The following is a 14425-nucleotide window of genomic DNA, read 5'->3' as shown; positions in this document are numbered from 1 at the left end:
GTAGCGGTGATCACGTATAACCGGCGTCACAGACGGAAAGGAGGGCGATGACGCCCTGGCACCTCGACCCGGAGTCCTGCGCGCTCCTGGTGATCGACATGCAGAACGACTTCGTGCGCGAGGGCTTCCCGATGGAGGTCCCGATGGCCCGCAGCCGGCTGCCCGCCATCCGCACGCTGGTGCACGCCTGCCGGGCGAGGCGCGTGCCGGTCGTGTACACGCAGCAGATCCTGTACGACTCGTTCGACGTGTCGCCGCTGGAGACCGCGTACCAGCCCAAGCTGCGCGAAGTGGGGATGCGGGACGGCACGTACGGCGCGGAGATCGTCGACGAGCTCAGGCCCGAGCCCTGCGACCACGTCGTCCGCAAGCACCGGTACGACGCCTTCCACAACACGCCGCTGCAAAGCGTGCTGGCCACCGTGCGCGGCCTGAACGTGGTGGACACGCTGATCATCACCGGCACGCTGACCGAGGTGTGCTGCGAGTCCACCGCGCGCAGCGCCTTCATGCGGGACTACAAGGTCGCCTTCGTCTCGGACGCCACGGGCGCGCTGTCGGAGGCCGCCCAGGAGGCGACGCTGCACACGATGCGCTCCTTCTTCGGCCGGGTGATGACCACCGCCGAAGTGCTGGAAGCCCTGCGGTGAGACGATCTCCCCGTGTTCCGCGTGCTGTTCTACCAACCCGAGATCCCGCCCAACACGGGCAACGCGATCCGGCTCTCGGCGAACGCCGGTGTCGAGCTGCACCTGGTCGAGCCGCTCGGGTTCGCCTTCGAGGACAAGCACCTGCGCCGCGCCGGGCTGGACTACCACGACCTCGCGCACGTGCGGGTGCACCCGGACCTGGACGCGGCGTGGGCCGCGTTGCTGCCGGCGAACGTGTACGCGTTCAGCGCGCGGGCGGAGCACCGCTACACGGACGTCGCCTACCAGCCGGGCGACGTGCTGATGTTCGGCCCTGAGTCGGTCGGGCTGCCCGACGAGGTGCAGCTGGCGCCGCAGATCACGAAACGCGTGCGGCTGCCCATGCGCCCGGGCTCGCGCTCGCTGAACCTGGCCAACACCGCGTCGATCGCGATCTACGAGGCGTGGCGCCAGCACGACTTCGCCGGCGGCGAGTAGACGCTCCCCTTCACGCGGGGGCGGGCACGACCTCCCTGAGCTGGTGCAGCCGGAGCGCCAGCCGCAGTTCCAGGTCGTTGTCCTGGCGGCAGTCGAGGCCGAGCACCTTACCGGCGCGGTCCAGTCGCTTGAGCAGCGTGTTGACGTGCAGGTGCAGCGCGCGGGCCGTCGCCGCGACGTTGGCGCGGTGGACGTGGTAGGCGCCGAGGGTGCCGACGAGATCGGTACCGCGCCGCCGGTCGTAGTCCAGGAGCGGGCCGAGGGAACCGGCGATGAACCGGTCGAGGTCGCGGACGCGTTCGGTGTCGAAGACCATCGCGTAGAGGGCGTAGCGGGCCGTGGTGGCGCCCAGGTCGGTGTGCCCGAGCGCCCGCACCACCGCCGCGCACCGGCTGGCCAGGGAGAAGGCGCGTGCCCAGTCGTGGTTCACCGCGCGTTCTCCGACCACGACGACGGGGCCGCCCAGCGTGCGGCGCAGCCGCCGGTGGACCTCCTCGACGGTCCGGTCGTCGTCGTCGCTGGGCAGCACCATCGTGGCCCGGCCCAGGTGTTCGCCCGCCAGCGCCGAGCGGTCGCGGGCGATGTCGTGCAGGTAGCGCGAAAGGTCCGTCGGCGACAACGTGGGCGAGTCCGCGACGAGGACCAGGTCCAGGCGGTCGGCGTCGATGTTGCGGGCCCGGGTGCGGGCGCGCTGGGCCGGGCTGATGCCGGGACCGCCGACCATGAGGTCGGTCAGGAGCTCCCCGCTCAGCCGTTCGCCGGCCTCGGCGACGGCCCGCTCCTTGAGGATGAGCAGCCCCAGGATGTGGGTGGCCCGTTCGAGGGTCCGCACGTCCGCGTCGTCCGGCGCACCGAGACCCGCCTCCCGGCTCCACGCCAGTGCGCCGAGGTAGCTGTCGCCCGCCTGGATCGACGCCACGCTGTGGGCGGTTCCGGCGGGGTCGACCGAGGTCGTGCACCGGCCCGACCGGCGCGCGTTCACGACGGCGTCCGCCAGGTCGGTCTCCGGCGGAGTCCGGCACGGGACCGACGCCGAGGCCCGGCGGACGAGAGCGGCACCGGTCAGATCGAGGAGTGCGACGCTGCCGCCCAGCTGGTCGGCGAGCAGCTGCACGACGTCGTCGGGTGTCCCGCCCCGCAGCACCACACCGGTCAGGGCCTCGTGGATGGCTTGCGCCCGCTCCATGACGGCCATGGTGTCCTCGATCTTCCGGTACGCGGTCCGCAGCTCCTGCAGGGCGGTCCGGCTCGCGTCGTAGAGCCGGGCGTTGTCGAGGGCCACCGCCGCGTGGTCGGCGAACGCGCTCAGCAACGCGATCTCGTCGGCCTGGAACGAGCGTTCGGAGCGGTCCGCGGCGAACAGCGCGCCCACCGCTTCCCCCCGGATGACCAGCGGCACGCCGAGGAGCGCGACCAGCGCCTCCACCTTGGCCACCCGGTCGAAGTCCGGGTCGTGGTCGAAGAGGGTCGCCACGGCGTAGTCGCTGACCCAGTGCGGGCTGCGGGTGCGCAGCACCTTGCCGCCGAGACCCACGTGCGCCGGTATGCCCGCGGCGAGGAAGGAGGCCGAGATCGTGCCCTCCGACGCCCTGGCCGACAGCCTGCCGTCCGGGCCCACCAGTGACAGGTAGGTGAAGTCCGTGCCGATCAGGTCGTGCGCGTGGCGCACGATCGACCGCAGCACCTCGTCGAGCTCGCCCAGCGCGGTGAGCGACTTGGCGATCGCGTACAACGACGCCAGCTCGCGCTGTCGGCGCACCAGCGAGGACGACTCCGCCTCGCCACCGGGGCCGGCCACGATGCCCTCCCTCCTCGCACCGGGTGGTGGAAACACCCACCGGAACGGCGTGAGGTGTGGACGATGCACACCTCACCCACACCGTAGTGGCGCTCCTAACCTGACCGCCATCACCTTCCCGTGCTCCCAACGAAGGCGGCATGTATGGCAAGCCCGCTCGCCCAACCCGAAGGACGATCCGGACAGCTCGGCGCCGGCCCGACCCCGATCCAGCGCCGCTCCTTCCGCAAGCTGCTGGCCGCGGGGCTCGCCGGCAGCTCGATCGAGTGGTACGACTTCTTCCTCTACGGCACCGCGGCCGCGCTGGTGTTCCCCAAGGTGTTCTTCCCGCACTCCTCGGCCCTGATGGGCACCCTCCTGGCCTTCAGCACGTTCTGGGCCGGTTTCGTGGCCCGGCCCGTCGGCGGGGTGCTCGCCGGGCACCTCGGTGACAAGTACGGGCGCAAGCCGGTCGTCGTCACCTGCCTGGCGCTCATGGGGGCCGCGACCTTCCTGATCGGCTGCCTGCCCAGCGCGGCAGCGGTCGGCTCGCTGGCCCCGGCGCTGCTCGTCGCACTGCGCTTCGTCCAGGGGCTCGCGGCCGGCGGCCAGTGGGGTGGCATCGTCCTCCTGCTCACCGAGTCCGCCGGGCCCAAGCGGCGCGGCTTCGCCGGCACCTTCGGGCAGACCAGCGTGCCCGTCGCCGTGATCATCTCGAACCTGATCTTCGTGGCGGCCAGCAGCCTGATGCCGAACGAGCCCTTCCTCAGCTGGGGCTGGCGCATCCCGTTCCTGGTGAGCGTCGTGATGTTCGCGGTGGTCCTCTACATCCAGACCAAGGTCGAGGACACGCCGGAGTTCCGCGAGCTGCAGCGGCGGGCGTCGCGGCAGGAGAAGCCGGTGGTCCGGGCTCCGCTGGCCCAGGTCCTGCGAAGCCAGTGGCTGACCATCCTGCTCGGCTGCGGAATCCTCTCGGCCACCAACAGTCTCTTCTACGTCAGCATCTCCGGGCTGCTGAGCTACGGCACCGGCACGCTCGGGCTCCCGCGCAACCCCCTGCTCGCGGTGGTGCTGGTCAGTTCCGTCGCGATGCTCGCCACCATCCCCTGGTCCGGGCACCTCTCGGACCGGGTGGGCCGCCGTCCGCTGATCCTGATCGGTGGTCTGGGCGTCGCGCTGTGGGCCTTCCCGTACTTCTGGCTCGTCGACACCGCGTCGCTGCCGCTGATCTTCGTCGCGGTGGTGGTGGGCTTCGTGTTCCAGTGCCTCACCTACGGCCCGATCGCGAGCTTCCTCGGCGAGCTGTTCGCGCCCGCCGTCCGCTACTCGGGCGCGTCGCTGGCCTACCAGCTATCCGCGATCATCGTCAGCGGCGGGACGCCGTTCCTCATGACCGCGCTCATCGCCGCGACCGGGAGCACCATGCCGGTCGCCGCCTACATCCTGCTCATGGGGCTGATCACCTTCGTCAGCGCGTGGTTCCTGCCCGAGACGAACCCCGCCCCGGTCCGCTCCGATCCGCACGCCGTCCCGGGCGCGCACCTCTACGCCGAGAAGAGGGCGGTATGAACAGAACGAAAACCGTGCTGGCGGCCGTGCTCGTGCTGGTGGGCGCGAGCGGGTTCCCCCCGGCCACCGCCGGGCAGGCGGCTCCCGCGTGCGCGGGGCTGGACCAGCTGCGGATCCCGGCCTCGGTGATGAGCCTGCCGACCACCGGCGGGCGCGTCACGGCCACCTCGGTCGTGACCGGCCCGGTCGGTGGCAGGACGATCACCTACTGCCAGGCCGACGCCGACATCTTCCCCGTCGATCCGGCCGCGCCCGCCATCAAGATGCGCGTCGACCTGCCCGCCGGCTGGAACCGCAAGGCGCTGATGTTCGGTGGCGGCGGCTACGACGGCACGATTCCCGATCTGACGGCGAACGTGCCGTTCGGCCCCGCGGACCAGCCGGTGCCGCTGGCGCGGGGGTACGCGACCTTCGCGAGCGACTCGGGGCACCAGCAGAACCCGGCGTCCCCGCCGTCGCTGGACGGCTCGTTCGGGATGAACGACGAGGCCCTGCTCAACTTCGCGGCCGGTGACGCGCTGAAGAAGACGCGCGACGCGAGCCTGTTCCTCATCCGGCACGCCTACGGGACGAACCCCGCCGAGACGTACTTCGCGGGCGGGTCGACCGGCGGCCGCGAAGCCCTGACCGTCGCGCAGCGGTGGCCCACCGCGTTCGACGGCGTGATCTCCGCCTACCCCGCCTGGAACAACCTGGCCGAGGTCCTGGACCTGGGGTACCTGGCGCAGGTCCTGTCCCGCCCCGGCGCCTTCCCCGGACCGGAGAAGCAGACGCTCCTCTACGACAGCGTCATCCAGGCGTGCGACGGCCTGGACGGCGTCAGGGACCACGTCGTCTCGAACCCGGCCGGCTGTCACTTCGATCCCCGCACGCTGCGCTGCCCGGACGGCGCCGACACCGGGGCGATCTGCCTGTCCGACGCCCAGATCGCCGCCGTGCTCGCCTTGTCCTCCCCGTTCCGGTGGCCCTACCGGGTCGCCAGCGGCGAGACCGGATATCCCGGCTTCCCGTTCCTCTCGGGGGCGGACATGCGGACCCCGTTCCTCGGGTTCGGCACCACCGCACCCGCCGATCCGATGCCGGTGACGAGCGGCTACGGGATGCAGTACTGGGACCAGTGGGTCAAGTACTTCCTGACCCGGGACCCGGACCACGACTCCCTCGCCGTGGATCCGCGTGACCCCGGGAAGTGGCTCGGCCGGATCAGCTACCTGTCGACGATCGAGGACCGCAACAACGCGGACCTTCGCCCGTTCGCCGCCGCCGGCGGCAAGCTGATCCTGCTCCACGGCGCCGCGGACGAGCTCGTCTCGCCCCGCTCGACGAGCGACTACTACCAGCGCGTCCGCGACGTCGCGGGGCCGCGGGGAACCGACGCCTTCCTGCGGTACTACCTGGTGCCCGGTGCGAACCACGCGAACTTCGGCACGCCCGCGTTCGCCGCGGGCTGGGACTCGCTCTCCGCGCTCGACCACTGGGTCGAAAAAGGACAGTCCCCTGTGGACCCGGTGGTGACCGACGTGAACGACGACCGCACGCGTCCGCTCTGCGCGTACCCGGAGTGGCCGCGCTACCGCGCCGGTGATCCGGACAGCGCGTCGAGCTTCGTCTGCACGCGTTGAAGATCCCCCGAACAGAAGGGTGCCGCATGCTCGGCTTGATGCAGGACCGTCCCCTGTCCCTGCCGCACGTCTTCCGGCGTGTCGAACGCTACTTCGGGCACAAGAGCGTGGTGTCCGGCCGCGTGGGCGGGGAGACGACCATGACGTGGGGCGAGGTGTGCGCGCGGGTACGGCGCCTGGCCGCCGCGCTCGACGAACTCGGCGTGCCGGCGGGCGCCCGCGTGGGCACGTTCGCCTGGAACAGCCACCGGCACGTCGAGCTGTACCTGGCCGTGCCGTGCACCGGGCGCGTGCTGCACACGGTCAACCACCGGCTCTTCGGTGAGCAGATCAGCTACGTCGTCAACGACGCCGCCGACGACGTGCTGTTCGTGGACCGCTCGATCCTGCCCGTCATCTGGCCGCTGGCCGGCACCTTCACCACCGTGCGCGCGGTGGTGGTCATGGACGACGGGAGCGACGCGGAGATCCCCGACGACCCCCGCGTCCTCGACTACGAAGAACTCCTCGCCCGGGCCGGCGACACCGGCCGGGAGTTCGGGGTCGACGACGAGAACACCGCCGCCGCGCTGTGCTACACCTCGGGTACCACCGGCGATCCCAAGGGCGTGCTCTACAGCCACCGCTCGGTGGTGCTGCACGCCGCCCTGCTGCTGATGGTGGACACCTTCGGCATCAACGAACGCGACGTGGTCATGCCGATCGTGCCGATGTTCCACGTCAACGCCTGGGGCCTGCCCTACAGCGCCATGCTCTGCGGAGCGGATCTCGTGCTCCCCGGACCGGCGATGAGCCCACCGGAACTGGCGGGCATGCTCGCCCGGCACCGGGTCACCTTCGGCGCGGCGGTCGCCACCGTGTGGCGCGGCCTGCTGCCCCTGCTCGGCCGGCACGACCTGTCCGCCGTGCGGCAGATCGTCTCCGGTGGGGGTGCGGTCGACGAGGCGCTCACCCGCGCCTACGACGAGGCCATCGGCGTGCCGCTGACCAACGCCTGGGGGATGACCGAGACCAGCCCGGTGGTCACCACCTCCCGGATAGCCACCGCGCACGACCACCTCACCCCCGAGCAGCAGCGGGAGTTGCTCGCCACGCCGGGGCCCGCCGTTCCCCTGACGGAGGTCCGCGTCGTCGGCGAGGACGGGAGCGAGGCACCGTGGGACGGCCGGACCCCGGGCGAACTGCAGGCCGCCGGACCGACCATCGCCGCCCGGTACTTCGGCGAGCACGGCGGCACCGCCGCCTTCACCGAGGACGGGTGGCTGCGCACCGGGGACGTGGCGACCATCGACCGCCACGGCTACGTGCGCATCGTCGACCGCACCAAGGACCTCGTGAAGTCGGGCGGGGAGTGGATCTCCTCGGTGGAGCTGGAGAACGCCATCATGGCCCACCCCGGCGTCGCCGAAGCCGCGGTCATCGGGGTGGCCGACGACAAGTGGGGCGAACGCCCGGTGGCCTGCGTGGTGCCCGCCGCCGGGGCCACGCTCACCGCCGAGGACGTCCGCGACCACCTCCGGGGCCGGGTGGCCTCCTGGTGGCTGCCCGACCAGGTGTTCTTCTGCGACGAGATTCCCAGGACCGCCACCGGGAAGTTCTCCAAACAGCGGCTCCGGTCCCTCTACACCACCTTCGGCCGGTGACCTCCTAGAGGCGCGTCGCGGCCCGGACCAGTCCGGCGACGGCGAGCGACCGGCTGTGCGGCGGCCACGCGATCACCGTCGTGACCTTCGGCGCGTCCAGCACCGGGACCGCCGCGACGTCGTCGCGCAGGTGCGACCGGACCGACTCCGGCAGCACGACCGAGGCGCGGCCGAGCGCGACGAGCTGGAGCAGCTGCACGTTGTCCCGCACCCGCGGGCCGGGGCCGTCGGGGGACGTGCCGTCCGCGCGGGGCCAGCGCGGCAGCGGCAGGCCGGGCAGCTCGCTGATCTCGGCCAGCCGCACGGAGGTCCGGCAGGCGAGGGGGTGCCCGGCGGGCAGGACCACGACCTGTCCTTCGGTGGTCAGCTCCTCGACGTCGAACCCGGTGGTCGAGTCGAACGGCCGGTGCAGCAGCGCGACGTCGGCCCGGCCGTCGCGCAGCAGCCGTTCCTGCTCGCCCGGCCCGCACAGGAGCACGTCGACGGGGACCGCGCCGGGTTCGGCGGCGTACGCGTCGAGCAGCTTCGCCAGCAGTTCCCCGGACGCCCCGGCCTTCGTGACGAGGACGACGCCGCCCTGGCCGGCGGCGCGGCGGGTGCGGCGGTCGGCGGCGTCCACCGCGTCGAGCGCCGCCCGGCCCTCGCGCAGCAGCACCGCTCCCGCTTCGGTGAGGGTGACCCCGCGGCTGGTGCGTTCCAGCAGCGTCGCGCCGAGGCGGCGTTCGAGCTGCTGGATCGCCCGCGACAGCGGGGGCTGGGCGATGCCGAGCCGCCGGGCCGCCTGCCCGAAGTGCAGTTCCTCGGCGACCGCGACGAAGTACCGGAGCTCGCGTGTTTCCACGTTCTCCACGCTACCGGCAGCGATACCGGTGCGGTATCGCCGCGGACCCGATCGGTGTTGGAGGCCGCGGCGGGGTCCGGGACAGGATCGAGGCATGAACGAGAACACGACCGCGCTGGTCACCGGCGCGAACAAGGGAATCGGCTACGAGATCGCGGCGGGCCTGGGCACGCTCGGCTGGAGCATCGGGGTGGGCGCGCGGGACGACCGGCGGCGCGAGGCGGCGGTGGAGAAGCTGCGCGCGGCCGGGGTCGACGCGTTCGGCGTGCCGCTCGACGTGACCGACGACGTGAGCGTGACCGCCGCCGCGAAGCTGGTCGAGGAGCACGCCGGACGGCTCGACGTGCTCGTCAACAACGCCGGCGTGACCGGCGGCATGGACCAGCTGCCCACCACCGCGAACATCGAGACCGTGCGGACCGCGGTGGAGACCAACGTGTACGGCGTCATCCGCGTGACCAACGCGATGCTGCCGCTGCTGCGCCGCTCGGCGTCGCCGCGGATCGTGAACATGTCCAGCAGCGTCGGCTCGTTGACGCGGCAGAGCACGCCCGGCGCCGAGACGGGCCCGATCGCCGTCGCGTACGCGCCGTCGAAGACGTTCCTCAACGCCGTCACCGTGCAGTACGCCAAGGAGCTGCGCGACACGAACATCCTGATCAACGCCGGCTGCCCGGGCTTCTGCGCGACCGACCTGAACGGCTTCCGCGGCGTGCGCACCCCCGAACAGGGCGCGGCGATCGCACTCCACCTCGCGACACTGCCCGACGACGGCCCGACGGGCGGCTTCTTCGAGGACGACGGGGTGGTGCCCTGGTGACGTCGCCTCAGGGCAGGCGCTGTCCCAGGAACAGCGCACTGCCCGCCGCGGCGATGAGGGCCAGCGTGCCGAGCACCACCCACGGGCGGCTCGCGTCGGCTTCCTTGAGCTCGTAACCGATCTGCTCGCCGAGGTCCGCGTAGACCTCCTTGAGCTGCTCGGCCGAGCCCGCCTGGTAGAAGTCCCCGCCGGACAGGCGTGCGACCTCCTGCAGCGACCCGTCGTCGACGTCCACCGGCACCTCGCGGCCGTCGATGGTGACCGTGCCGTGGTTGGTGCCGAAGGAGATCGTCGAGATCGGGACCTGCTCCTTCTTCGCCTCCTCCGCGGCGGTGAACGCGCCGCGCGGGGCGTAGAGGTCCTCGGGCACCGTCTGCTTGCCGTCGCTCATCAGCACGATGCGGGCGGGCGGTGGCCCCTCGGCCCCGCCGACGACGGCCGAAAACCCTTGCACCGCCTGCAAAGCCGCGTAGATCCCCTCACCGGTGGCGGTGGACTGGGCGAGCTTGAGGTTGTCGATCGCGGCCACCACGCTCTGCCGCTGTGTGGTGGGCGCGACGAGCACGGTCGCGGTGCCCGCGAACGACACCAGGCCCAGGTTGATCCCCGGCGTGAGCCCCTGCGCGAACTGCGTCGCCGCGTCCTGGGCCGCCTTGATGCGGGTGGGCTTGACGTCCGTGGCCTCCATCGACAGCGACACGTCGACCACCAGCATCACGGTGGCCCGGTTGCGCGGCACCTTCTGCTCCGCGGTCGGGCCGGCGAGCGCGACCGTGAGCAGCAGCAGCGCCACGATCAGCAACGCCGCGGGCACGTGCCGCGGCCAGCCCTGCGCCCGCGGCGCGACCCGTTCCAGCAACGCCAGGTTGGCGAACCGCATCGTGCGCTTGCGGCGGGCGCGCTGCGCGAGCACGTAACCGACGGCGACGGCGGCCACCACGAGCAGCAGCAGGAACCACCACGGGGCGCTGAACCCGGTGAGACTCACGCGGCCCCTCCCGACCACCGGCGTTTGCGCGCCACCACGAACCGGACGGTGTCGGCGATCCAGTCCGAGTCGGTGCGCAGCGTCAGGTGCGCAGCCCCGGCCTGGCGCAGCGCGCGGGCGACCTGCTCGCGGTGCGCCTGCGCGGCGGCGGCGAACTCGCGGCGCAGCAGCGCGGAGGCGTGCACCTCGCGCTGCCGGCCGCTTTCCGGGTCGGCGAGCACGATGGTGCCGACCTCCGGCAGGTCCACGTCCCGCGGGTCGAGCACCTCGATCGCGATCAGCTCGTGCCGCGCGCCCAGGCCACGCAGCGGGCGCTGCCACTCCAGGCCGCCGAGGAAGTCCGACACCACGACGGCGAGCCCGCGCCGCCGCGGCGGGCGGCGCAGCTGTTCGAGGATCGCGGCGAGGTCGCCGCGCGTGCCTTCGGCCGCCCGGGGCAGTTCGGCCATGCGGCGCAGCAGGCTCCGGGCGTGCGGCCGGCCGCCGCGCGCGGGCACGCGCACGGTGTCCGCGCCGTTCGACAGCACCGCGCCGAGCCGGTTGCCGCCGCCCCCGGTGAGGTACGCGATGGCGGCGACCGCGCACAGCGCCAGGTCGCGCTTCTCGCACAGCGCGGTGCCGAAGTCGAGGCTCGCCGAGAGGTCCGCGGCCACCCACGTCTCCAGCTCGCGGTCGGCGACCGTCTCGCGGATGTGCGGCACGGTGGTGCGCGCGGTGACCGCCCAGTCCATCCGGCGCACGTCGTCACCGGGCTGGTACGGCCGCGCCTCCCCCGGTTCGGACCCGGGCCCCGGCACGAGGCCGAGGTGGTTGCCCTGCAGCAGCCCGTCGAGCCGGCGCCGCACGTCCAGCTCCAGCGTCCGCAGCCCGGCTTCGAGCCGGTCGCCCCGCAGCACCGGCGGCGCCCACGCGGGCCTGCTGCCCTTGTCCTCGCCCGCCATCTCTCAGTAGCCCGCGGCGCCCATGGGGGCGGGCTGGCCGGGCCCGGCCTGGGGGCGGGCCGAGACCTGCGGCAGCGGCACCGTCTGCAGGACGCGGTTGATGATGTGGTCCAGCGGCACGGCGTCGGCCAGCGCGTCGTACGACAGCACGAGCCGGTGGCGCAGCACGTCCGGCACGACGTCCACCACGTCCTGCGGCAGCACGTAGTCCCGCCCGCGCACCAGCGCCAGCGCCCGCGCGGCGGCGATGATGCCGAGGCTCGCGCGCGGCGAGGCGCCGTAGGACACCCAGCCCGCGACGTCGGTGAGGCCGTGCTCGGCGGGCGTGCGGGTGGTCAGCACGAGCCGCACGACGTAGTCGACCAGCGCGTGGTGCACGAACACCTTCGACGCCACGCCCTGCAGCCGCACCAGCTCCGCCGGGCTGAGCACCTCGTGCGGCTCCGGCGGGGTGACCCCCATCCGGTAGATGATCTCCCGCTCCTCCTCCGCCGTCGGGTAGTCGACGACGATCTTGAACAGGAACCGGTCGCGCTGCGCCTCCGGCAGCGGGTACACGCCCTCGTTCTCGATCGGGTTCTGCGTGGCGAGCACCAGGAACGGGTCGGGCATCGGGAACGTCTTCCCGCCGATGGACACGTGCCGCTCGGCCATCACCTCGAGCATCGCCGACTGCACCTTCGCCGGGGCGCGGTTGATCTCGTCGGCGAGCACGAAGTTGGCCACCACGGGGCCGAGCTCGACGTCGAACTTCTCGCTGCCCTGGCGGTAGATCCGGGTGCCGAGGATGTCGGCGGGCACCAGGTCGGGGGTGAACTGCACGCGCGAGAACGTGCCGCCGACGACCCGCGCGAACGTCTCCACCGCGAGGGTCTTCGCCACGCCGGGCACGCCCTCCAGCAGCAGGTGACCCTTGGCCAGCAGGCCGACCAGCAACCGCTCGACGAGCCGGTCCTGTCCGACGATCACCCGCTTGACCTCGAAGACGGTCCGCTCCAGCAGCTGGCCGTCACCGGCCGGAGTCGCGGCCTGCCGCCCGTTGGTGCCCTCGGCGTAGCCGGGCTCGGTCACGGTTCCCTCCTCGCTCACGTTCGCCTCTCCCGTGCGACCGTATCGGTAGTACATACCGGCGCCGGTGTGAGGGCTGTGAGCTTCACGAATGCCGTAGTCGATCTTCGGGCGTGTCGACGTCCGCGGCCTCGCCGTCGCGCTCCGGCACCTCCGCGACACGCAGGGCGCCGAACACGGACCGCAACGAGACGCCCGCGGGCCCGGCCGGGAGCACCGACCGCAGCCGGGCCGTGCGCCACACCCCGAGCAGCCACTGGCGCCGCCCTCCGGCGTCCACCACGACGGCTCCGTCGGCCTCGACAGCGGCGACCAGACGCTCCACAGTGGACGGCGTGACCGCGGCGAGATCCCCGGCCAGCACGGCCACCAGCTCCGCGTCGCCCGCCACCGCGAGCCCGGCCGCGAGCGCGGCCACCGGTCCCCCGCCCGGCGGGTCCTCCCGCGTCCAGCGCACCCCGGGAAAACCGTCGCGCTCGGGCCCGACCACGACGACCGGGGACGCCGCGGCAAGGGCGTCGACCGACCGCCGCAGCAAGGACCTGCCGCGGACCTCCAGCATCGGTTTGTCCACACCGGACATCCGCCGCGCGGCACCGCCGGCGAGCACGATCCCGGCGAGCTTCCCCATCCGGGAAGGCTAGCCCACCACGCGGGCCGCGTACGGCAGGATGTCGCCGTAGCGCACCGGCGCGACCCGCACGACCATTCCCGACTCCGGCGCCTCGATCATCATCCCGTTCCCGAGGTACAGCGCGACGTGGTGGATGCCGCTGCGACCCCAGAACAGCAGGTCGCCGCGGCGGATCTGGGACAGCGGCACCTTGCGGCCCACGTCGTACTGGTAACCGCTGTAGTGCGGCAGCGCCACCGCGCCGCCGTAGGCGTAGATCATCAGGCCGGAGCAGTCGAACCCGATCTTGCGGTAGTCGCCGTAGTAGTCGGCCACCCCGCCGTCGTGGATGCCGCGCGTGGGGCCGCTCGCGTTGCCGCCGCCCCACGCGTACGGCATGCCCAGCTGGGACATGGCCCGCGCGATCGCCCGCTCGATGATCGCGGACGCCGAACCGGACACCGGCTGTGCGGAACCCCCGCCGCCACCACCCGAGCTCCCCTTGCTCGCGGCGAGCGCGGCCTGCCGCGCCTGCTCGTCCTCCTCGCGCTGCTTCTGCGCGACCCAGTCCTCGTAGCGCTGCCGCTGCCCCTGCAGGCCCGCGACCCGCTGCTGCGCGTCGTACAGCTGCTGCTCGACGGCGTTGCGGTCCGACTCCAGCGCCGCGGTCTGCGCGGCCTGGTTCTGCTGGGCCTGCACGGCGGTGGCCTGCGCGGCGTCGGCGGTGCGCTTCGCCTGCTCGGCCGCCGCCCGCTTCTGCCGGGCCCGCTCCAGCGCGGCGCGGGCGGCGGCGTCCTTGTTGGACTTGTCGGTCTGCGCCTGCTCCATCAGCTCCAGCGCGTTGAGCTGGCTCCCGCTCACCGAGGACAGCAGCTGGGCCCGCGCGAGCAGGTCCCGCGGGCTGCTGGAGTCGAGGTAGGCGGAGATGGAGCCGATCGTGCTGCCCTGCTGGTAGCTGCCGGCGATGAACGCGTCGAGCTGGGCGCGGGCGGTCTCGATCTGCTGGGCCGCGGCGTCGGACTCGCGCCGCGCGGCGTCGGCGTCGGCCTGGGCCTGGTCGGCGGCGTCCTGCGCGGTCTGCTGGTCGACGAGTGCCTTGTTGGCCTCCTCCATCTTCAGCTCGACCTGGTCCTGCAGGTCCGACAGCCGGGCCTCGGCCTCGGCGAGCCGGTTGGTCAGCTGCCCGACCTCGCCCGCCTTGGCGTCGGCCTGCGCCTGGCTGGAGCTGATCTCGGAGTCGCTCGGGTTGGCGGGCGGGGGCGGCACGGCCGCGGCGGTGCCCCCGATCCCCAGCCCGATGACCAGCGCCAGCACCCCGGCAGCCGTCCAGCGGGACCCCCGCGCGGGCGTGTTCGTGCCCACCTGCCACCTCCGACCACTGAGACAACTCCCCACCCTTGCGTCACAGTCGTATCA

Annotated in this window: 13 protein-coding genes; 6 read left to right on the top strand and 7 right to left on the bottom strand. The window is 72.7% G+C overall.

Features of this window, described 5'->3' with window-relative positions:
* The first annotated feature begins 47 nt into the window (after window positions 1-47).
* The gene (locus FHX82_RS19945; RefSeq protein WP_145936227.1) at window positions 48-650 is read left to right on the top strand and encodes an isochorismatase family protein; all 603 of its coding nucleotides are present in this window, start codon (window positions 48-50) and stop codon (window positions 648-650) included.
* 12 nt (window positions 651-662) lie between these two features.
* Window positions 663-1127 (top strand): tRNA (cytidine(34)-2'-O)-methyltransferase, encoded by a 465-nt coding sequence (locus tag FHX82_RS19940; protein ID WP_145936228.1) that lies wholly within the window; start codon window positions 663-665, stop codon window positions 1125-1127.
* A gap of 10 nt (window positions 1128-1137) precedes the next feature.
* On the opposite strand, the gene FHX82_RS19935 is transcribed toward FHX82_RS19940, so the two are convergent.
* Window positions 1138-2925, bottom strand: coding sequence for a helix-turn-helix domain-containing protein (locus FHX82_RS19935; RefSeq protein ID WP_229880638.1), 1788 nt, complete (start codon window positions 2923-2925; stop codon window positions 1138-1140).
* A 144-nt stretch (window positions 2926-3069) separates the two neighbouring features.
* Between FHX82_RS19935 and FHX82_RS19930 the strand changes: the two genes are divergently transcribed.
* Genes FHX82_RS19930 through FHX82_RS19920 form a run of 3 tightly spaced genes read left to right on the top strand, consistent with a single transcriptional unit; the run spans window position 3070 to window position 7738 of the window.
* A complete protein-coding gene (locus FHX82_RS19930; protein WP_145936229.1) occupies window positions 3070-4473 on the top strand; it encodes an MFS transporter in 1404 nt (467 codons plus the stop codon).
* Window positions 4470-6095 (top strand): tannase/feruloyl esterase family alpha/beta hydrolase, encoded by a 1626-nt coding sequence (locus FHX82_RS19925; protein WP_145936230.1) that lies wholly within the window; start codon window positions 4470-4472, stop codon window positions 6093-6095. Before FHX82_RS19930 ends, FHX82_RS19925 begins: the two co-directional genes overlap by 4 nt.
* A 38-nt stretch (window positions 6096-6133) precedes the next feature.
* Entirely contained in the window at window positions 6134-7738 is a 1605-nt protein-coding gene (locus FHX82_RS19920; RefSeq protein WP_229880636.1) for a long-chain fatty acid--CoA ligase, read from the top strand.
* Window positions 7739-7742: 4 nt separating this feature from the next.
* Here FHX82_RS19920 and FHX82_RS19915 read toward each other — a convergent pair whose 3' ends face one another.
* Entirely contained in the window at window positions 7743-8579 is an 837-nt protein-coding gene (locus FHX82_RS19915; RefSeq protein WP_145936232.1) for a LysR family transcriptional regulator, read from the bottom strand.
* 94 nt (window positions 8580-8673) lie between these two features.
* On the opposite strand from FHX82_RS19915, the gene FHX82_RS19910 reads away from it, so the two are divergent.
* Window positions 8674-9399 (top strand): SDR family oxidoreductase, encoded by a 726-nt coding sequence (locus FHX82_RS19910; protein WP_145936233.1) that lies wholly within the window; start codon window positions 8674-8676, stop codon window positions 9397-9399.
* Window positions 9400-9406: 7 nt separating this feature from the next.
* Here the strand turns inward: FHX82_RS19910 and FHX82_RS19905 are convergent, their stop codons facing one another.
* From FHX82_RS19905 to FHX82_RS19885, 5 genes are all read right to left on the bottom strand, one after another.
* Window positions 9407-10387, bottom strand: coding sequence for a VWA domain-containing protein (locus tag FHX82_RS19905; protein WP_145936234.1), 981 nt, complete (start codon window positions 10385-10387; stop codon window positions 9407-9409).
* Window positions 10384-11328 carry a DUF58 domain-containing protein gene (locus FHX82_RS19900; protein ID WP_145936235.1) on the bottom strand — a complete coding sequence of 315 codons (945 nt, stop codon included), beginning with the start codon at window positions 11326-11328 and terminating at the stop codon, window positions 10384-10386. Before FHX82_RS19900 ends, FHX82_RS19905 begins: the two co-directional genes overlap by 4 nt.
* Window positions 11329-11331: 3 nt before the next feature.
* Window positions 11332-12399 (bottom strand): AAA family ATPase, encoded by a 1068-nt coding sequence (locus tag FHX82_RS19895; RefSeq protein ID WP_145936236.1) that lies wholly within the window; start codon window positions 12397-12399, stop codon window positions 11332-11334.
* Window positions 12400-12481: 82 nt separating this feature from the next.
* Window positions 12482-13027, bottom strand: coding sequence for a molybdenum cofactor guanylyltransferase (gene mobA / locus FHX82_RS19890; RefSeq protein WP_145936237.1), 546 nt, complete (start codon window positions 13025-13027; stop codon window positions 12482-12484).
* 9 nt (window positions 13028-13036) lie between these two features.
* Window positions 13037-14371: a C40 family peptidase gene (locus FHX82_RS19885; protein ID WP_145936238.1), complete on the bottom strand. Its 1335-nt coding sequence runs from the start codon at window positions 14369-14371 to the stop codon at window positions 13037-13039.
* Window positions 14372-14425: the final 54 nt, after the last annotated feature.

Source organism: Amycolatopsis bartoniae (assembly GCF_014191255.1).
Classification (GTDB): Bacteria; Actinomycetota; Actinomycetes; order Mycobacteriales; family Pseudonocardiaceae; genus Amycolatopsis_E; species Amycolatopsis_E bartoniae.
The sequence above is the reverse complement of the archived record's forward strand: the minus strand, read 5'-3'. Positions and strand labels throughout refer to the sequence as shown.